The following is a 19,469-nucleotide window of genomic DNA, read 5'->3' on the forward strand; positions in this document are numbered from 1 at the left end:
AATAACCTATACATTTATGCATCTCATCTTCCAGCCATCTTTGTGTGCTCCTCAATCGCAACCCCTCAGCGTAGATTCAACTACGCCTTCGGGTTTGCTCAATCGGTCGCACTCAAACCTGACCGAAATCTGAGCGCCTAAATGCACAAGTTATTTCATGACAGACCCTTAGTCTGCTGAATTATCTCCAGATCTTTTTTATATTCCGTAATCCTGCCAGATAATCTTCATATTCCATGTTTGCCTCAACCCCAAAATCTTTTAACAGGTCCATCATCTTGGATATAGAAACTCCTGCAATCTTTGAAGCCTTCTCAATAGATACCTCTGATTTTTTATACCGTTCTATAGCCAGCATTATTCTTCCCATGTCAACAAGCTCTCTTACAGTATCAGAAACATTCTCTCTCTCTTCTTCTGCAAGAGAGGAAAGAAATCTATAGTCCTCATCATCTATACGAATGCTTAACGTTTTAGTGGTCATATACCTTACCCCTTTCTTCCCTGAAGCTGTTCAGCAGCATCTGTAATTATAGCCTTACTATACCGTCCGAAAGATTGAAGTTTTCTCAATTTGATAAATGCTTCATCACTCTCAATAAGCCCCTTCTCAAAGGCCCTTATCAGGATTGAGATTGAAGTAATAAACTCTAATTTAATAAACTTACATGCCTTAATTGCATTTTTATCATCTGTTGCAATGACGCCGGCCTTTTCCTGCATTGTAAGCCCCAAAGCATCTGCTTCACCTTTTTCTATATTAAAATCTTCCATCAATTTATTTGAGTAATCCTTATCTTTTAGCTTTAATATTTTAATCTTTTTATTCTCAATTAATTGCTTGAATACCGCAGCGTCTGCCTTCTCTACTTCCAATATCTCTGACCTCACCTCCTCAGGAATTAAAACCTGACCAAGATAAGTCGAGATAAATAATTCAATAAGATCAGCTTTAGCAAGGAGTATAAGAGTAGACGCATCAAAAACTATCATGGCTTAATTGTAAGACAATATATGACAAGTGTCAACAATTACCATTTCTGCCTTTTAAGTTTACGGGGGCATTCTATGCAGGCTGTCTTTGGATGCCCTGTTACTTGATGTGATAGGAAAATCCATACGATTAAGAATTCGGTATGGATGTCCCCAGAATTCGAACAAGGGTGACACCTATGGTTACCCTGATGGAGTGCGACGGGACACTTATCCATGTTTGACAACTGTACGGGGCAGGTGCCTTCATTAGTACATATAGCGCCATTCGTGCAAAAAGAACCATGATCGCATGCCTCCTGAGGTTGTTTAATAGTAACCGTTACCGATTTGCTTTGAGGTTGCCCAAGAATATCGATTGCCCGAACTAAAATGTCATAATCGCCTGGGGCAAGTTCCGAATAGTTAAAGGGTAAAATAAAATTGACGACTCCCGACTGACTCTCTGGCTCAACTCCATCTGATGGATTCATATTTATCCTAAATCCATTTAAAAATTGATCGCCCTCATAATTAAATGTTCGACATTTAAGCACTCCTTGTCGCCTGTTCATTGTAGAGTGTATATATGTTATCAAAGCTATACTGCTCCCTCAGGACATTCTCTATCCCCTTTGCATCCTTTACTGCATAGGATAGTTGCTCATCAGGAGAAAGGTTCGGGTACTTATCAATCCCGATAATCACCGCATGCATCTGCCGGTATAACTTCACCTCACGGTTCGTCCCGGTCACATTATCACGGGCAGTAATGCCGATGCCGCGGAGGTCATTTGGTTGGACAGCTAATACAACGCCGGAGTATAGAAGTATTAACAGAAAGGCAATTAATGTTGAGAGCTTATTGTTTAAGTGTAAATGCTTCATTTGGAAATCTCCTTTTTAAATTCCACCATAGCTCACCCTCCCCCTGACCCCCTCCCGTCAAGGGAGGGGGAATAATTATTAGCACTTCCCCTTGAAGGGGAGGGAATATTGGGTATGCCTTATGTACTTCGTGCCGTAGTGTCTTCGTGTGATGTTCACTTGCAATGAACTATTACACACCGGGTTGAAGATTATTTGAAGAAAGAAAATATAATGCAGATTTTAGGGAAAAGAGGCTTGAAAGTCAACAAAAGCTCTTGACAGCATTGAAGCCCGGCATCTAAAGAGGTATGGAGGACATTGGGCGAGACATAAGTTGAGCTTGACTCCAATAACTTAATATCATAAACTCTCAACCATGATGTTTGAAGTGTTGTCTGGGGGATTATAATTTTGAGTAATAATAAGGACAAGCAAGAAGGAATAATTATTAAAATAAATCCGTTCTTATTCCATAGGAAAGAAATTTTAATGGCATATCTGTATGGTTCTTATGCCAAGGGAACTCCTCGTAGTCGTAGTGATATAGATATAGCAATCTACTTAAAACACAGAGTAGATGATAGCCAATATCCTTATGGTTATCGTGCAGAAATTATTACTTCGCTTATTAAGTTATTGGGTACCAACAAGATTGACATGATAATCCTGAATGATGTCCCTGCGTTTCTGAAGTTTCAGGTGATTCGCTATGGGACTCTCATATTCACAAGGTCTGAGGCAAAAAGGATTGAATTTCATGCCAATACAATTGCAAAATATCTTGATATTAAATATCTACTCGCTATTCAGCATGAATTTATGTCAAAGCGGCTGGCAGACGGAACTTACGGTAAAAGATGATAGATACAGAACTTGTAAGAAAGAAACTGATTGAACTGGAAAATTATATTCTTACCCTTCAAGATCTTAAAAGTTATTCCCTGGAAGAGTTACAAAAAAACCGTGCAAAGGCGTGGTCTGTTGAGCATGGGCTTCAGCTTGCAATTCAACTCTTGATAGACACAGGAAATCATATCCTTGCAGTTATTGGCGAGCAAGATATTGAGGATTATGTAGATATTATAGATAAGCTTGGAGAGCGTGGTATCATACCTTCAGATTTTGCCTCTTCCATACGGGGAATGGCCGGCTTTAGAAATATTTTAATCCATGAGTATGCATCAGTAGATATCAGTAAGGTCTATGAGGTACTTCAGAACCGTCTTGATGACTTCAAAAGGTATGCAGGCTTTATAGACAACTATCTTTCAAAAAAGTCATAAACCTTTTTAACCTTCTTTTATTCAATCTTTTTTCAAGCTCCAGAAGTCCTATCTCGTTTAATTCAGTATGAATGTGGATACATGGTTACGAATTTAGTGATTTTATTTTCATTCTCTGTCATCTAAGGGTCTGTCATGAAATAACTTGTGCATTTAGGCGCTCAGATTTCGGTCAGGTTTGAGTGCGACCGATTGAGCAAACCCGAAGGCGTAGTTGAATCTACGCTGAGGGGTTGCGATTGAGGAGCACACAAAGACGGCCGGAAGATGAGATGCATAAATGTATAGGTTATTTTATGACAGACCCTAAGAAGAGTAGAACAATCTAATGAATTAAAAACCAACCTGCCACTTTCCCCTGTTTTACCCGAAATGCCAGTCCGGTTTTTTCATAAACCTGATATTCGCTGTTACCGGCTGTTACTTTTCTTCCGTAGGCACCATACGCCCTGTTGAGCTTTGATACGTCATCTCCAATATGCACGCCTTTTGTGGTTACGGCATCGGCCTCTCCCTGCCATAAGGCAATCACTGTACGATTGGAATCAATTGCCATCTGTGATTTGCCGGTAAATTGATAAACCTGAATCCTCTGGCCTTCAATCCATATCTCATTATTGCCCGACTGTGCATCTTTTGGTGTTGTTGCCACGCGTTGTGATAATGAGTATCCATTAATGGTCTCAGGCACAGCCTTTTCTGTTTGACCTGCTTGTATTGCAGCGGCAACAGGCTTTCCCATTTGTAAGAGTGCAAAACGGAATAATTCTTCATCACCACTTTTACGACCGGCGTCAGCCAATATTTTCCATTGTGCATTGGAGGCTTCAAGGTCTCCGGTTGCATTAAGGTATATAGCCAGATTCGCTCTTGTTATTGTGTCATATCCCTCACCGCCTTCTTCTATTGCCTGCTCCAGCAGTTGCCTTGCCTTCTCATCCTGTCCATCCAGATATGCTGAGATGCCGAGCAGCATTGAGGACATTGCATCACTGCCGAAACGCTTAACATAATTTCCGGCTATAATTCCATAAGCTGCCGGTGCATTGTCTAATAATAAATGGGCAGATGCCAGATTCCAGTATGACTCCTTATGAGATGGATCTATCCTGATTGCCTTTTCATAAGATGAAATTGCCTGCCTCAGTTTTTGCTCTATCTCATTTTGCAGTTTTAACACTTCAGTGGATAGTACACCGCCGCGTGTCCCGCCCCGCTGTGTCATCACCTTTTTGATAACTGTCTCTTCATCAAGCATAAAGGGGAACATAAAACTATGACTGAGTTTTCCTCCTTTGGATACAAGCTCTTTTCTCATAGTCATAGCCTCGCCAATATAGGTCATACCGATATTGTTATGCACCTCACGGCTTGGAAACTGGCGGCCAAAGACAGTAAAATATGAGCGTGCATCAGAAAATCTTCCGGAGATATATGCCTGTATCCCGAGTTCAAACAGTACGGTTTGATTTGCAAGCTCTTTCAGATATGCCTGAACCCTTGATGAGCGGCTTTGAGCCTTTGTACAGGAAGCTGAACCTGTCTTCTTTTTACATGGCTGGCCCCAGAGGCTTTCAACCCATTCCATAAAAAAGCGGCTGTCAGCCCCTGCTACCTGATTTGGATCAAAACCTGTTATGGTCATAAGCAGTAAACCTTCACGGTCTGCCTGAGTCTCTTTTGCCTCTATATCCGCTGTTTCCATCTGATCATAAGGGAGATTGCTCAACATCAGTCCCCTGACCTGCGGCGGCTGTTGGCCGGCAAGCCTGAAGAACCTGCGATGCCAGAGGTGATCCGCTCTCTGATGTGCCAGCTCATGGCCGAGGACAAATGCCAGACGGTCATGACCACCATGTAATTCTGCACGGAAGCACACATCTATAGCCTCCCTGCTCAGCAGGACGCTCCCGTCATCAAGTGATGCCGCCCATGGACCTGAATCAGAATGAACCACATAGAGTTTGGGCGGTATACGTGTTTCTTCCCATCCGGTAAGAAGACGATCAAATATCCCATGAGCATCTTTTACTGATAGGTCTTCGTCTGCTGTTATCTCAAAAGGCTTCCAGTAGGTGATGGATTCTTCCTGAGACTGAGGTACGGATGCCGCCATTGCAGTACAGAATATTGAAAAGGAAAGAGATAAAAAGAACATGAATAAAGCACGTCTAAGATTGAATAATCTCATAAGAATACTTTTCCCTATTAATTAATAAACTTAGAATAGAATGTCAGGATTTTAACAAATTGAAGAAATGGTAGTCAATAAGAAACTGACAGGCCTAAGAAGGTTTATTACCCCTCATAAACTTTCCTTGCACCTCATCAAATAATTCATACACTACCGGAACAACTATGAGGGTTAAAAATAGAGATGTAAGTAGTCCGCCTATTGTGGCGACTGCCATGGGGGCGCGGGTCTCGGAGCCTTCGCCTATGCCTATAGCTATGGGCATCATGCCCATGACCATGGCGAAGGTGGTCATTAGGATGGGGCGTAATCTTACAGGGCCTGCGGTTAGTATGGCCTCTCGCCTTTCCATCCCGCCGGCTCTCAGTGTATTGGTGTAATCAACAAGGAGTATGGCGTTCTTTTTTACGAGACCCATTAGTAGGATTAATCCGATGAAGCTGAATATATTAAGTGTCTGTCCGGTGATGAGTAATGCAACGAATGCCCCTATAAAGGAAAAAGGCATTGATAGCAATACTGTTATGGGGTGAATAAAACTCTCAAACTGAGACGCAAGCACCATATAGGCAAGGATGACGCCAAGAATAAGTGCAAAGATGAGATAGCCAAAGGATTCTCCCATGGTCTCTGCCATACCTTTGTAACCGGTTGTGTAATCAGGCGGCAGAATCTTTGCTGATATGCCATCGAGTTCAGTCATTGCCTGACCCAGCGTCTTTCCTTCAAGGTTGGCGAATACCATTACTGACCTCTGCCTGTCAATCCTGTTTATGACACTCGGGCCGCCGCCTTCCTGAATAGAAACAATATTCGAGAGTTCTACAAGCCTGCCGTCTTTTGCCCGGCAGTAGAGCTTTTCAAGGTCTCCGGGAATTTTCCTATCTTCGGGATTAAGCCTCATCCTCACATCATAACGCCTGCCGCGGCTTTCATCCTTGAATCTTGTAACATTTATCTCTCCGCTTATAAGGAAGTTCACTGTCTCTGCAACAGTTGTCACATCAACCCCTAAATCAGCGGCCTTATCCCTGTCAATATATATCCTTACCTCAGGTTTGCCGGTTTCCAGAGACGTATCAACATCAACGATACCGGGTAGTTTTGAAAACTCATTGACAATGCGTTTGCTGTATTGCTGAAGCCCTGCTAAATCACGCCCCCTGATTGCATACTGTATAGGGACATTCCTGATCCCGCCGCCTATGAGAGAAATATCCTCAGCAGTCCCTTTTAATCCCGGGATTACCCTGAACTTCTTCCTGAGGTCTTTCATGATCTCCTGCTGGCTGCGGTTTCTCTCAGATTTGGGTTTAAGCCCAATGAACATCATCCCCTTGTTGACATCGCCGAAAGACCCCTGTCCATAAAACACGCTGATTACCTCCGGTGTATTGCTGACTATTTCTTCTGCACCGGAAAACAGCCTGCCAATCTCATCTACCGAATAATCAATAGGCGCCTCAATTCTCACAAGAAATCTGGACTGGTCTTCAGAAGGGACAAACTCCTTTCCAAGAAACCTGGTTACGAACAGGCTGAGTGAGAAGATTATCAATGCAGACACTATTACAATTGCCCTGTGATTCATGGCAATCGTCAATAATCTCCTGTATAAATCTTCTATATATTTATAGGCAGCCTCGAACTTATCTGAAAAGCCCTTTAACATGCCGGGATTACCGGTGGAAGAATGGCTCTCTCTTTTTAAGAATCTCGAAGACAACATTGGAGTTAGTGTAAACGATACAAAAAGAGAGACCAGAACAGCAAAGACTACAGTCAAGGCAAACTGGAAAAAGAACATCCCGATAATGCCCTTCATAAATGCTACCGGCAGGAATATTACTACTATGGCAAGGGTTGTTGCCATTACAGCCATGCCAATCTCCCTTGTAGCAGATGATGCGGCCTCCATAACAGTGATACCCTTTTCAATATGGCGGTGGATATTTTCAATAACAATAATTGCATCGTCTATTAATATACCGACTGAGAGTGAAAGCCCGAGCATGGTCATGTTATTAAATGTGAAACCAAAGGCATTCATTATGGCAAATGTAGCAATAATAGATGTCGGGATGGCGAGGGCGCTGATAATCGTAACCCGTATACTTCTAAGAAATATAAGCACAGCGAGTGATGCAAATAGGCCGCCGTAAATAAGATGATGCTGTACCTCTGCAATGGATCGTTTAATAAACATGGACTGGTCAAAACTAATATCCAGTTTCATGCCGGATGGAAGGGATTTCCTGATCTTTTCAAGTTCCTTCTTGATCCTCTCTACTACCTCAACAGTATTTGTACCGGATTGTTTCTGGATTCCAAGTCCAACAGCAGGTATTCCATTGAATTTAGTAACAGAACGCTTCTCAGACATACCGTCCTCTACCCTGCCGACATCTTTAAGCCTGACCGGCGCCCCGCCTGTATATCCCACTATGAGGTCATTGAAGTCCTGTATATTTGTATACTCTCCTTTAATCTTTACCGCATACTCTTTGGTGTTCCCCTCAATCCTTCCGCCGGGAAGTTCAATGTTCTCCCTGCCTAATGTCCTGTACACATCATGGGCAGTTATATTGTATGCCGAGAGTTTTTCTGAATCGAGCCACACCCTTACCTGACGAAGCCTCAGCCCTGCGATACGTATTGCACCGACACCGTTTATCTTCTGTACCTGTTCTTTTAAGACCTCATTTGCATAAGTTGAAAGTTCCCTGATGGATTTCTCACCGGACAGGGCAATCCATATAACCGGCGTAGCATCAGGGTCAACCTTTTCTATGACCGGCTCATCTATATCCTGCGGAAGGCTGCCCCTGACAGCAGATATCTTTTCCCTGACATCCTGAACTGCAAGGTCAATGTTCCTGTCGAGACTAAACTCTACAACAACCTGAGACCTTCCTTCTGTACTGGTGGATGTAATACTCTTGACGCCGTTTATAGTATTGACAGCCTCTTCTATCTTGTCGGTGACGTCAATATCCATAATCTCAGGGCTTGCGCCCCTTAGAGTTGTGGATATATTCACAATGGGAAATTCCACCTTTGGAAACAGGTCTACACCGATACGCGGATAGCTTACAATCCCAAGCAGTACAATGCCGAGGATGACCATTGTTGCAAAGACCGGACGTTTGATCGAGGTATCAGCGAGCCACATTTATTCTTACCTTTACCCCGTCTGAAAGATTCTGTTGACCAACTATAACCACCTTTTCACCCTCTTTTAAACCCTCTGTAATCTCCATCAAATCCCCATGCCTTATGCCTGTCTTAACAAATTTCTCTCTTGCAATATCCCCGTCTACAGTAAAAATCTTTACCTGGTCAGCCTCATATAGCATTGCTGTTACCGGAACAACCACAGACGACCTGGCAGAGGCCGTATACAGTGTAACTCTTGCAAACAGCCCCGGCCTTAATACACCGCTGCTATTAGGCACTACAGCCTCAGCCCTCAATGTCCTTGTCTTGTCATCAAGGTTCGGATATATAAGGCTTAACCGCCCATTAAATACCCTGTCATTTAATGAATCTACCTTAAATGATGTGTCCTGACCTGTCTTGAGCTTTCCTGCATCCCTTTCTGATACTGTAAAGGAGAGTTTCAGCGGGTCATTCTGGATGATTGTGAAAAGATTACTCCCCATCCTGACATTATCTCCTGATGAAACCCTCTTTTCTTTTATCACACCGGCGATCGGCGAATATATCTTTGTCTTTGAGAGCCTTTGTTTTGTTATATCAAGGACAGTCTTAGCCTTATCCACCTCTGCATCTGAAAGTGATACCCTTGTTGATATGGTATCGAACTCTTCTTTTGTAATAAGCCCTTCTCTATTAAGTGCAGACTTACGGGTGTGTTCAATCTTAGTATTGGCAAGACTAACCTCTGCCTGCCTTAATGCAGACTCAGACTGTTTTACTGCAAGGGTATAATCCGTATCATCCACAGTTGCGAGCAGGGCACCTTTGTTTACAACTGACCCCTCGTCACTTAATATTGATACGCTCGTCACCCTGCCGTCAACCTCTGAACTTATGTTTACCTCTTCATAAGGAGTCAATGTCCCGACGGCCTCAACAAAGGGCCTGAGTGACTTTTTCTCTGCCGGTTGGGTTATAACATTTATAACCCTCTCTGTTGAATTCTTACCATCTTCCTTTTTACTGCAACCTGAGCTTATTAACAGGATGGGAAGAAAGATTATTAATATGCTAATAGCCATGTATTTCTTCATAACCGCAAATCTCCTGTAATTATACCTTTAATGTCCCGTTCACAAATATCTCAACAAATTCCTGTATAACCTTTTCCATCTTCTTTCGTGATATGCTTTTCCCCATTACAATCTCTTCAACATTAAAATAACAAAACAACATCCCAAGGAAACCACGTGCGCCAATCTCAGTGTCAAACCTCCTGAGGATTCCTACGTTCTGTTGTGACTTAAAATAACCTGCAAGTACCTTATTGGTCTCATCAATGAACTTGCTGAAAACCTCCCTTGTCTTTTCAGGATATACATTCATCTCTGAACTTAAAATCCTTACAAATGATTTTCTTTCTTTCAATGTCTCAAAGAAACGCAGACTGATTTTCTTCAGGGTATCCCCATAATTGATAGAATCTCCTTCAATCTCAGAAATGACCTCTTTAAGTTTTGGAAGAAATGTATAACATTTCAGAACCTCTTCAAAGAGTCTTTCCTTTGTGCCGAAGTGCCTGAATAGTGTAACCTCTGTAATGCCGGATTCATAGGCAATATCCTTGGTGGTAGTTCCAAGATAGCCCTTCTCAGAAATAAGCTTAAGGGTGGATTCAAGGATCTTCTTTTTTGTTGTGGTCTTTACCATGATGCACGAACCTCATCCTTCAAAACACCCATATTCCTCTTCAGGCCAATTATCGCAAGCTGGAGATCAATGGAACTATTGGCAAGAGACTGATGGGAAGTAACAAGGACAGTATTGGCATCAATAACATCTACATTGGTGGCAAGCCCGTAAGTATATTGTTTAAAAACAGTGTTGTAATTCTCTTCTGCAAAAGAGACCTGTTTTTTATAAAACTCAATAGCAGAGGCAATTGCATCAAGGTTGTAATATGCCTCCCTCACCTGATTTTCTATATCCTTTTTTATGTTTATCTTTTTAAATTGAGCCTCTCTTAATTTACTCTCCGATTCCTTTAGTTCAGCAGTCCTCAGGCCGCCTTCATATAACGGATATGAAAGGGTAAGGGTTGCAAATACGCTCTCTTTATTAAAAAAGGCTGCTGATACAGGGTCCTGGTCACGCCATGAATAAACAGCATCCAGCCTCAGGCCCGGCATGAAGCTCCCCTTTGTATAAACAATCCCCTCACGAGCAATTTCCTCTTCAGCCTTTGATTTTTTATAATCACTCCTTTTGTCATAAGCAGAATTTATCAGGGCTTCAATATCCTGTGCAGTGATACTGTTTTGAGGAGGCTCTGATAATCTGAAACCTTGCGGCATACCTATAAGTCTCGCGAGATGGTCATTCGCAACAAGCTGGTCCCTCTTTTTTCTTGCAAGTTCAGCCTGTATCCCTGCGACCTCTGCTTCTGCCCTTAATACCGCTGCCTTTGTCACCTCTCCAACCTCAAAACGGGCATTGGAAACCCTTCTCCTCTCCTCTCCCCTTTTTAAGTCAGCCTCTTTTATCTCTATCTCCCGTGCAATCTTGAGAACGTTATAATATGAGGCAGCAACCTCCATCAGGATATTTTCCTGAACAATAGAAAGACCCTTCTCCCCTGCCTCCAGTAAGAAGCCTGCCTGTCTCAAGGCGCTCCACTCCCTGCCGCCCCTGTAGATTGGAACCCCGAGCCTTATACTATAGTTATAACTGTAATCCGGTTGAATAACCGTGAATGCAGAACTCTTCTCAGATGCATATTTTGTGTAACCGGCCTCAGCCGTCAAAGTCGGAAGGACATAAGAGAGTGCCTTCTTCTTACTCTGTTCAAACTGATAAAGCCCCTCCTCTGCAATCTTAACAGCCTCATGATTTTGCAGAGAAAGTTTGTACGCCTCCTGAAGTGTTACTACCCTGTCTTCAGCATGAGCAAAGGTTAATGAAGCTAAAATAAGAAAACTACTGAATGACATGAAGGCAGACAGCCATTTAAATAACAGATAAGTCTTTTTCATTTCCACCTCCTGAATGTAAGTAATCACTTACTTTAATTTTATTGAATTAAGTTGTCAAGGATTTTTTTGGATTTTTCTTATTATTAGTGTGAAAAATAATATTCCCTCCCCCTTGACGGGGGAGGGTTAGGGTGGGGGTGGTTCTTTACAATAATATTGACATAAACTTTACATAACTGTTAATATAGCCGGTATGTTTAAGCCGCACTTTAACATAAGCCCGGAGCTTCTTCGTCTGGTAACGCAGGCCACTGAGATTCGGGCATGGATCAACTCGGCTGTGGTGGATGTTTCATGGCTGCCGATACTTCAGCGTGATGCTGCTGATAGAATTGCCCATTCCTCAACAGCCATTGAGGGAAACCCATTGACATTGCCTGAGGTGGAAGCACTTGCCCGCGGTGAAGAGATAGGGGCAAAGGCTGTGGATAAGCAGGAAATATTGAATGCACTTGCGGCTATGCACCATATCTGGAGCAGGAAGGCAAATGCACTGATTATGGAGTCTGACATTCTTCACCTGCATAGGATTCTTACCATGAAAGTCCTCCCGGATGACCAGTCAGGGCATTATAAAAGTAGGTCCAACAGGATAATAGATCATCGGGGAATTACTGTTTATATGCCGCCGCCGAAAAAGGCTAAACCACTGACAATAGAACTTCTTGAATGGATAAACTCCACTGAATCTAAAGCACTGCATCCGATAATAACCGGTGCTATTGCCCATCATCGTTTGGTTTCAATACATCCCTTTGCCGATGGAAACGGCCGCATCTCAAGGGCACTCGCTATATGGCTTTTTTATTCCAGAGGCTTTGACACATATCATCTTTTTGCCCTGGATGAGTTCTTTGAACAGGACAGACAGCAATACTACCTGAAGATTCAACAAGCAAGAGACCTTGATGACGACCTCAGTTACTGGCTCGAATATGTGGCAGAAGGTGTCGTCTGGACACTAAAAAAGGTTAAGGAGCGGATACTCGGCCTGAATATCTCTGTGCAGGCCCCCCATATAATCCTTACAAAACGTCATGAGGATATCCTCAGATTCATGAGGGACAAAGGCCGCATCAAATCCCCTGATATAGAAAAGGCATTTTCTCTAACAAGGGCCCGTGTAAACCAGATAATCAAACCATTGATTGATGCAGGGCTTGTCATCCGGGAAGGACAGACCAGGGCTACAACATACCGGCTGCGTTAAATTGATATAGTGGTAGCATACTTGTATAATTTCAGAATCCATCTTATATTCTTCTGGAATAACAACCCATGAAAATAATCTATAAAAGTTTTATTGACTTCTTTAAAGATGACGGCCCGATGCTGGCTGGTGCGCTTTCGTATTTCTTTATAATGGCGCTCTTCCCGTTCTGTCTTTTTCTCATTTCAATATTCGGGTACTTCCTGGGTGAGAACAGGGCTTTTTATGATTTTTTCTTAAAGGAGCTTTTATATTTTTTCCCTCAGTCTACCTTTGCAATAACAAAAGAACTGAAGACCATTATTTCTTATCAGAGGATTGGCATTGTTACGCTGATTATTTACGGTCTGTTTTCTTATCAGTTGTTTGCTGCATTAGACAGGGCTATTAACCTTATATTCAAACAGCAGGCTAAGAGGTCATTCTATATATCTGTATTACTTTCCTTCTTAATAGCCACCCTAATATTTGTCCTTCTGATACTTTCATTCAGTGCTACAACTATTATCTCCATGCTCAAATATCTGAATATATTTTTCCCGAAACTCGTAATCAAAACTATCACAAGAATACTGATCGGGTTCATTGTGCCGATGTTACTTGTTTTTTTGATTGCAACATCAATCTATATCATTCTCCCTAAAAAAAAGGTAATGCTTAGAAATGCCCTTTTGGGCGGATTATTTACCTCTATATTCTTTGAGGCTGCAAAACATATTTTTACTTTTTACGTTGCACTCAAACTCACTGACCTTGGAACTATATATGGCCCGCTCTCTGTGTTCGTAATATTTATTTTATGGGTATTCTACTCTGCCTCCATCCTACTCATCGGCGGCGAAGTTGTGCATAATCTTGAAGAAAAAAGGAAGTAATAAATATCATTGACTGAATCTTTTTGACAGTTAAATCACATCCTGATATTCTTGCAAACAAACAGGACCATTAGGCTCATTAATAAAGATAAGAATATTCCTCTTACTCACCCTGCATTGCAATCAATTGAAATTGGGAGTGGGCATATCAGAACATTTATTAGATGTATTATAACGATGTACCCCAATTATTTTTCTATCACGTTATTTCTCATCCTCGTCTTTGCCGGATTAAATGACGCAATCGCTGAAATGCCTGTTCAGGGTGATTCAAATGCCGCCTCTATAGATAGCAGCTTAGTGAAAACAGAAACGAATCCCCTGAATAAACCTTCTTTACCCACAACTGAACTGGAAAAAAATAGCAGTCATTCACTTTATCCTCCATCACAAGGAGAAACACCTGAGCGATTTGGGCCGCCGGTAGATCCATGTGTAATTGTTAATTCCAGTGGTGAAACATGGCTTGACCAGTTACATGTCTTAGTCCAACAAAATACATGCAAACCAGCTTTATGGTTTGATAATTTCTTTGGAAGAGAACATGATTTGGAGGACCTCCGGCCCGGCACAATTATAATTATTAGAAATTCTGCAAGATTGACAAAAGGGCTAAAGGTCGCATATATCGGGGATTTTAATATTGGATTGGAACTGCCCCAAATGGAAAAATTATTGAAAAAAGCCAGGTTGTTTATCCAAACCGGCTATGATGGTAACAATATCATAGCACAACCCGGTCAGCCTATAGAACCTGGTGTCAACAGGGAAACTGGAGATAGGCAAACTATTATTGGATTTAGAATAGACCCATATACACGTCTACGCTCATTGGTTAGTATTGATAGCGGTATTAAGATAAACATGCATCCTGATGCTTTTATCAGGATGCGGTATCAGTATCGTAAGGACTTCGGCGAGTTGTATCTCATAAGGTTTTTGGAAAACGCTATGTGGCAGGCTATAGAACATTTCTCAAATACATCTCAGATAGACATCGAACGAAAGCTCACCATGAAAACACTCATCCGCTGGGGAAACAGCGTAACATTCATTGAGGACACGCCAGGCATAACATGGAATACTGGGGTTAGTATTTTCACACAGATAACACCCAGGAGTGCAATTTCTTATGATACCAGTATGTGGGGTGTAAATTATCCTGAATGGGTTGTTCAAAATTATCGAGTCGGCTCTCATTATCGCAGGAATATTTACCGCCCATGGCTCTTTTTTGAGTTTTCACCTGAAGTTACCTGGCCGCAAAATGAGAAAGACGAGAATAATCATAGGAAGCCGACTTATGCTTTAATAGGAACCATTGAAGTACAATTTGGAAAATAAGTAAATAATCCGGGTTAGGGAGGGTTATTTAACAAACATTATTAAGCAGCCTTCTTAACTATCTTTTCTTCTGCTCCCTCAATCTCAACAATAATCTTCTTGGGAGCAGCCGCCTCTGCACATGGCATTGAGATATCGAGAATACCTTCATGATATCCGGCATGAACTTTTGTGGAGTCTACGCCCTCAGGTAATGTAATAGTCCTTATAAAAGAACCGAGTGAGCGTTCCATCATAATATAATCATCTTCTTTAATATCCTTCTCTGACTTACGCTCCCCTTTAATTGTCAATTGATTACCCATAATGGAGATATCCACATCTTTAGGATCAATACCCGGCAGTTCAGCCCTGACCACAAATTTACCCTCTTTATAAAAAGACTCTAAAGCCGGAAAAAATCTCTCCCTTAACATGCCCGGCATCCATCCACCGCTCCGTTCGAAAAAATGAGTAAACAGGTCATCTACATCGCGGCGGAATGATGAAAGCTCAGTAAAGGGATTCCATTTAATTAAAGGTTTCATGGCCAATCACCTCCTTTCCGAGGCACCGTTACCCTCCCTTACCCTTAAGAAGATAACTTAGATAATTCAATAGGTTATGCCCTCAGAATACCTATTATTTAACACCCGGAAATGGTAAAGTCAAGACCCCTTGTATTTCCTAAAATTAGTTTGATTGGTTTACTGACCACTTTCCACTATCCACTGTCTTTAACCTCCTCATACCATGCCATTTGAATTGCCTCAAGGATTCCTTCATTGGATTTTTTGGGATCATCAGAAAAATCAGGGAGGGTTGTTATCATGCGGTGTAGGTCAGTAAATCTTACTGTAAGCGGGTCAGTATCAGGATACTTTTCAAAAAGCTCAATGCCGATATCTTCTGCATCTTTCCATGTAAGCTTCATACGATAATTCCTCCGGCGGGGTAAGAAAACCCCGCCTATCCATGCCTAAATTTAGGATAGGCGGGGTTTTCTTGTCCCGTTGATTTTCTCCATAACTCACCATCCCCCCTTCGACTTCGCTCAGGACATGCCTAACCCCCTCCCGTCAAGGGAGGGGGAAGTTAAGTTAAATTATTTCTTTGGTATCTCCACAACCACATCTCCATTTACCAATGCCTGGCATCCGAGTCGTGATGTCAGGGTGAGTCCTTTTGCCTTATCCAGCATGTCTGACTCGTCATCTTCCATCTCAGAAAGGTTATCCATACCTTTCCTCACTATCACATGACATGTCGTACATGCACAATGGCCGCCGCAGTTATGGTTAAGGTGAATTTCATGAGCCAATGCTATATTTAATATAGATGTTCCTGCTTCACTTTCAACAGTAATATTCAATGGTTGAAAGGTAACATTAACCTTGTTAGTTTCCAATATTCAAGCCCTTTTTTATGCAGTACCAGATTATGCAGTACCAAACTATGCTGTAAAAGACGAACCGCAGCCGCAGCTATCTTTTGCCTGTGGATTGATAAATTTAAACCCGCCGCCTGTAAGTCCTGCTGTATAGTCAATGGTAGTGCCATAGAGATAAAGGGCACTCTTCATATCAATAATAACCTTTATGCCTTCCACTTCATAAGATTGGTCATCTGATTTGACCTCATTGTCGAAATTCAGCACGTAAGTAAAACCGGCACACCCGCCGCCTGTAACCCCGACACGCAGTCCGGCACCGGCAATATTATTGGTCTCCATAAGTTTCTTTACTTCTTTGATTGCATTCTCAGTTAAAGTAACCGGATGACTTGTGGTTGTCTCCATTTTATTTTCCTCCATATTTAATATTATCCGCCGTTTGTCCTTTGCTTATAATCTTCAATGGCCGCCTTAATAGCATCTTCTGCAAGCACAGAGCAGTGAATCTTTACAGGAGGCAGATGGAGTGTCTCAACTATTTCCGTATTCTTAATAGTTAACGCCTCATCTATAGTCTTCCCTTTAACCCACTCTGTTGCCAGACTTGAGCTTGCTATGGCACTGCCACAGCCGAATGTCTTGAATTTAGCATCTACAATAACCCCATTATCAATCTTTAACTGGAGCTTCATAACATCACCACACTCCGGCGCACCTACAATACCGGTACCGACGTCCTTCTCATCTTTTTTAAAACTCCCCACATTTTTGGGGTTATTAAAGTGTTCTACTACTTCGTCACTGTATGACATTTTAGACACCTCCCATTATGTATTTTGCTAATCCTTTTTCCATGCCACATCTTTAAGATTCACGCCTTCCTTCACCATCTCATATAAAGGAGACATTTCACGCAAACGGTTTACTGTCTCGATTACCCTCTTGATTACATAATCAACCTCTTCTTCAGTATTAAATCTGCCGAGCCCGAATCTTATTGATGAATGAGCCAGCTCAGCGTTTATCCCTAAAGCTGAAAGTACATAAGAAGGTTCAAGTGTTGCAGAGGTACATGCTGAACCGGATGACAGTGCAATCTCTTTAAGCCCCATCAGCATTGACTCACCCTCTACATAAGCAAAACTTAGGTTCAGATTACCCGCCATCCTCTTTGTCGGATGGCCGTTAAGATAAACCTCCTCAAGAGATCCGGTGATGCCTCTGTACAACCGCTCTCTCAGTTTAACAAGACGCACAGATTCCTCAGGCATCTCATCCTCTGCAACCTCACATGCCTTGCCGAATCCTACTATACCCGGGACATTCAAAGTACCCGAACGAACTCCCCTTTCGTGCCCGCCGCCGTCAAACAGAGGTGAAAGCCTTACACGCGGATTTTTTCTCCTCATATATAATGCGCCGATACCCTTAGGGCCATAGAACTTATGTGCTGTAAAAGACAGTATATCTATACCCATCTCCTGAACATCAACCCTGACCTTCCCGACACCCTGAGTAGCATCACAATGAAACAGTACCCCTGTATCCTTTGCTATCTCACCTATCTCCCATACAGGTTGAATAACTCCGATCTCATTGTTTACCAGCATTATTGATATAAGAATAGTCTTGTCAGTAATAGCATTCCGGATATCATCAGGGTTAACAAGACCATCTTTATCTACCGGGAGGAATGTCACATTCATACCGGACTTCTCAAGCCGCTTTGCAGTATCAAGCACAGAACGATGTTCTGTAACCTGTGTTATTATATGATTCCCTTTTTCCGCATACATCTCTGCCGCACCTTTAAGTGCAAGGTTATTGGATTCTGTAGCCCCGCTTGTAAAGATTATCTCCCTTGATTCAGCGCCTATAATCTTTGCAATCTTTTCACGTGCGGCCTCTACAGCCTTGTCTGCATCCCAGCCAAAACTGTGATTGCGGCTTGCAGCATTGCCGAAATGAACAGTAAAGTAAGGAAGCATCGCCTCCACTACCCTTGGGTCAACCCTTGTGGTAGAGTGATTGTCCATGTAAATGGGAAGGTTCATTCATTTCTCCTTTCAAATAAATCAAACAGGTTTTGGTACGTAAGACTCCAACAACTCCTCAAGAGTTGTCTTATGCAACAGATTCAATATCCTGTACTCTAACTTCTGCATCGGTGTCCTGATATTGCATCTTTCAAACTGATAACATTTATGGTCGTCCTCTTCAATACAACCCAGGATACTTATATCACCCTCCAGTGCATTTATTATCTGGGCCACAGTAATCTCAGAAGGATTAATACTTAGTGAGTACCCGCCTTTTGGTCCGCTCAGGCTTGAGATCAATCCGAACTTTACAAGCCGTTGTAGTATCTTCGCAAGTAGTTCAACCGGAATACTATATGTTTCTGCAATCTCTTTGGTGTTTACAACACCTTCGCCATGGTTTCCGGCTATATGGGCTATTGCGAGCAATCCATAATCTACTTTCTTGGTTAACTTAAGCATTACTTTAAATCTCTCCTATAAATCCGACTATTTAAGTATCCGACTAATCAAGTCGGATACAACTATAACAGTTCAGAAATAGCGTGTCAAGGATTTTTTTTGATCAGTTAAGGTCTTCTGATTCCTGAATCTACTGCGGTAGTTAATGCATTCGCCGTTGGTATTATTTTTAAGAATACACCGACAATTTGAGGATCAAATTGTGTTCCGGAGCACCTGGATAGTTCGGAGATTGCATACTCCCTTCCCGGAGACTTGCGATAAGGCCGGTTAGATGTCATAGAATCGTAGGCATCAACAATGCACAGGATGCGGGCAAGTAACGGGATATCATCACCTTTAAGGCCATCCGGGTAACCGGTGCCGTCATAACTCTCATGGTGGTGAAGGATAGCAGGAAAGATAGAAGATAAGGCCTTAACAGGTTTGAGAATCCTTATTGCCTCTACCGGATGCCTTTTGACTGTATCAAACTCCTCCGGCGTCAGTCTTTCAGGTTTATCAAGAAGGCCCTCGTATGTCAGACCTCCTGAACTCGGCAAAACGATCCTTGATGGTTGAGTAGTCGCTAACCTATTGTAATAATTTTATTAATATCTTCCCATAGTCAAAACATTTTACGCTGTTTGTTCATAGTGTAAGATTCTGTTATGATCC

General features: G+C 42.2%; 22 protein-coding genes. 5 read left to right on the forward strand and 17 right to left on the reverse strand.

The window, feature by feature from the left end; all coding sequences use genetic code 11:
• Window positions 1-181: 181 nt before the first annotated feature.
• The 3 genes from HZA08_09170 to HZA08_09180 all read right to left on the reverse strand — a co-directional run bounded on the left by HZA08_09170 (window position 182) and on the right by HZA08_09180 (window position 1,860).
• Window positions 182-484, reverse strand: coding sequence for a UPF0175 family protein (locus HZA08_09170; GenBank protein ID MBI5193594.1), 303 nt, complete (start codon window positions 482-484; stop codon window positions 182-184).
• Window positions 485-489: 5 nt separating this feature from the next.
• The gene (locus tag HZA08_09175; GenBank protein MBI5193595.1) at window positions 490-993 is read right to left on the reverse strand and encodes a hypothetical protein; all 504 of its coding nucleotides are present in this window, start codon (window positions 991-993) and stop codon (window positions 490-492) included.
• Between the two features lie 528 nt (window positions 994-1,521).
• Window positions 1,522-1,860: a caspase family protein gene (locus tag HZA08_09180; GenBank protein MBI5193596.1), complete on the reverse strand. Its 339-nt coding sequence runs from the start codon at window positions 1,858-1,860 to the stop codon at window positions 1,522-1,524.
• A 393-nt stretch (window positions 1,861-2,253) separates the two neighbouring features.
• Here HZA08_09180 and HZA08_09185 point away from each other — a divergent pair, with 393 nt between their 5' ends.
• Together HZA08_09185 and HZA08_09190 are read left to right on the forward strand one after the other, a co-directional pair.
• Window positions 2,254-2,703 carry a nucleotidyltransferase domain-containing protein gene (locus HZA08_09185; GenBank protein MBI5193597.1) on the forward strand — a complete coding sequence of 150 codons (450 nt, stop codon included), beginning with the start codon at window positions 2,254-2,256 and terminating at the stop codon, window positions 2,701-2,703.
• Window positions 2,700-3,125, forward strand: coding sequence for a DUF86 domain-containing protein (locus tag HZA08_09190; GenBank protein ID MBI5193598.1), 426 nt, complete (start codon window positions 2,700-2,702; stop codon window positions 3,123-3,125). The genes HZA08_09185 and HZA08_09190 overlap by 4 nt, the downstream gene beginning before the upstream one ends.
• Before the next feature lie 325 nt (window positions 3,126-3,450).
• Here HZA08_09190 and HZA08_09195 read toward each other — a convergent pair whose 3' ends face one another.
• The 5 genes from HZA08_09195 to HZA08_09215 form a co-directional block, all read right to left on the reverse strand.
• Complete coding sequence (locus tag HZA08_09195; GenBank protein ID MBI5193599.1) at window positions 3,451-5,316, reverse strand: hypothetical protein; 1,866 nt, start codon at window positions 5,314-5,316, stop codon at window positions 3,451-3,453.
• Window positions 5,317-5,410: 94 nt separating this feature from the next.
• Window positions 5,411-8,491 carry an efflux RND transporter permease subunit gene (locus HZA08_09200; GenBank protein ID MBI5193600.1) on the reverse strand — a complete coding sequence of 1,027 codons (3,081 nt, stop codon included), beginning with the start codon at window positions 8,489-8,491 and terminating at the stop codon, window positions 5,411-5,413.
• Window positions 8,478-9,572 carry an efflux RND transporter periplasmic adaptor subunit gene (locus tag HZA08_09205; GenBank protein MBI5193601.1) on the reverse strand — a complete coding sequence of 365 codons (1,095 nt, stop codon included), beginning with the start codon at window positions 9,570-9,572 and terminating at the stop codon, window positions 8,478-8,480. Before HZA08_09205 ends, HZA08_09200 begins: the two co-directional genes overlap by 14 nt.
• A gap of 19 nt (window positions 9,573-9,591) precedes the next feature.
• Window positions 9,592-10,188 carry a TetR/AcrR family transcriptional regulator gene (locus HZA08_09210; protein ID MBI5193602.1) on the reverse strand — a complete coding sequence of 199 codons (597 nt, stop codon included), beginning with the start codon at window positions 10,186-10,188 and terminating at the stop codon, window positions 9,592-9,594.
• Window positions 10,182-11,510 (reverse strand): TolC family protein, encoded by a 1,329-nt coding sequence (locus HZA08_09215; protein ID MBI5193603.1) that lies wholly within the window; start codon window positions 11,508-11,510, stop codon window positions 10,182-10,184. Before HZA08_09215 ends, HZA08_09210 begins: the two co-directional genes overlap by 7 nt.
• 193 nt (window positions 11,511-11,703) lie before the next feature.
• On the opposite strand from HZA08_09215, the gene HZA08_09220 reads away from it, so the two are divergent.
• The 3 genes from HZA08_09220 (at window position 11,704) to HZA08_09230 (ending at window position 14,939) form a co-directional block, all read left to right on the forward strand.
• Entirely contained in the window at window positions 11,704-12,720 is a 1,017-nt protein-coding gene (locus tag HZA08_09220; GenBank protein ID MBI5193604.1) for a Fic family protein, read from the forward strand.
• A 68-nt stretch (window positions 12,721-12,788) separates the two neighbouring features.
• Window positions 12,789-13,595 (forward strand): YihY/virulence factor BrkB family protein, encoded by an 807-nt coding sequence (locus HZA08_09225; GenBank protein MBI5193605.1) that lies wholly within the window; start codon window positions 12,789-12,791, stop codon window positions 13,593-13,595.
• A 177-nt stretch (window positions 13,596-13,772) separates the two neighbouring features.
• Window positions 13,773-14,939 carry a hypothetical protein gene (locus tag HZA08_09230; protein ID MBI5193606.1) on the forward strand — a complete coding sequence of 389 codons (1,167 nt, stop codon included), beginning with the start codon at window positions 13,773-13,775 and terminating at the stop codon, window positions 14,937-14,939.
• 41 nt (window positions 14,940-14,980) lie between these two features.
• Here the strand turns inward: HZA08_09230 and HZA08_09235 are convergent, their stop codons facing one another.
• The 9 genes from HZA08_09235 to HZA08_09275 all read right to left on the reverse strand — a co-directional run bounded on the left by HZA08_09235 (window position 14,981) and on the right by HZA08_09275 (window position 19,354).
• Window positions 14,981-15,466, reverse strand: coding sequence for an Hsp20/alpha crystallin family protein (locus tag HZA08_09235; GenBank protein ID MBI5193607.1), 486 nt, complete (start codon window positions 15,464-15,466; stop codon window positions 14,981-14,983).
• 176 nt (window positions 15,467-15,642) lie between these two features.
• Window positions 15,643-15,852 (reverse strand): Fe-S cluster assembly protein IscX, encoded by a 210-nt coding sequence (gene iscX / locus HZA08_09240; protein MBI5193608.1) that lies wholly within the window; start codon window positions 15,850-15,852, stop codon window positions 15,643-15,645.
• Window positions 15,812-15,955: a hypothetical protein gene (locus HZA08_09245; protein ID MBI5193609.1), complete on the reverse strand. Its 144-nt coding sequence runs from the start codon at window positions 15,953-15,955 to the stop codon at window positions 15,812-15,814. The genes iscX and HZA08_09245 overlap by 41 nt, the downstream gene beginning before the upstream one ends.
• A 68-nt stretch (window positions 15,956-16,023) precedes the next feature.
• On the reverse strand, window positions 16,024-16,329 hold the full coding sequence (locus tag HZA08_09250; GenBank protein ID MBI5193610.1) for a 2Fe-2S iron-sulfur cluster binding domain-containing protein: 306 nt from the start codon (window positions 16,327-16,329) through the stop codon (window positions 16,024-16,026).
• A gap of 42 nt (window positions 16,330-16,371) precedes the next feature.
• Window positions 16,372-16,716 (reverse strand): iron-sulfur cluster assembly accessory protein, encoded by a 345-nt coding sequence (locus tag HZA08_09255; GenBank protein ID MBI5193611.1) that lies wholly within the window; start codon window positions 16,714-16,716, stop codon window positions 16,372-16,374.
• A 23-nt stretch (window positions 16,717-16,739) separates the two neighbouring features.
• Window positions 16,740-17,123, reverse strand: coding sequence for a Fe-S cluster assembly scaffold IscU (iscU, locus tag HZA08_09260; protein MBI5193612.1), 384 nt, complete (start codon window positions 17,121-17,123; stop codon window positions 16,740-16,742).
• Window positions 17,124-17,150: 27 nt separating this feature from the next.
• Window positions 17,151-18,365: an IscS subfamily cysteine desulfurase gene (locus HZA08_09265; GenBank protein ID MBI5193613.1), complete on the reverse strand. Its 1,215-nt coding sequence runs from the start codon at window positions 18,363-18,365 to the stop codon at window positions 17,151-17,153.
• Window positions 18,366-18,386: 21 nt separating this feature from the next.
• Window positions 18,387-18,812 (reverse strand): Rrf2 family transcriptional regulator, encoded by a 426-nt coding sequence (locus HZA08_09270; protein MBI5193614.1) that lies wholly within the window; start codon window positions 18,810-18,812, stop codon window positions 18,387-18,389.
• 107 nt (window positions 18,813-18,919) lie between these two features.
• The gene (locus HZA08_09275) at window positions 18,920-19,354 is read right to left on the reverse strand and encodes an HD domain-containing protein (protein MBI5193615.1); all 435 of its coding nucleotides are present in this window, start codon (window positions 19,352-19,354) and stop codon (window positions 18,920-18,922) included.
• Window positions 19,355-19,469 lie beyond the last annotated feature (115 nt).

It is taken from the genome of Nitrospirota bacterium (genome assembly GCA_016212215.1).
Taxonomy (GTDB): Bacteria; Nitrospirota; 9FT-COMBO-42-15; order HDB-SIOI813; family HDB-SIOI813; genus JACRGV01.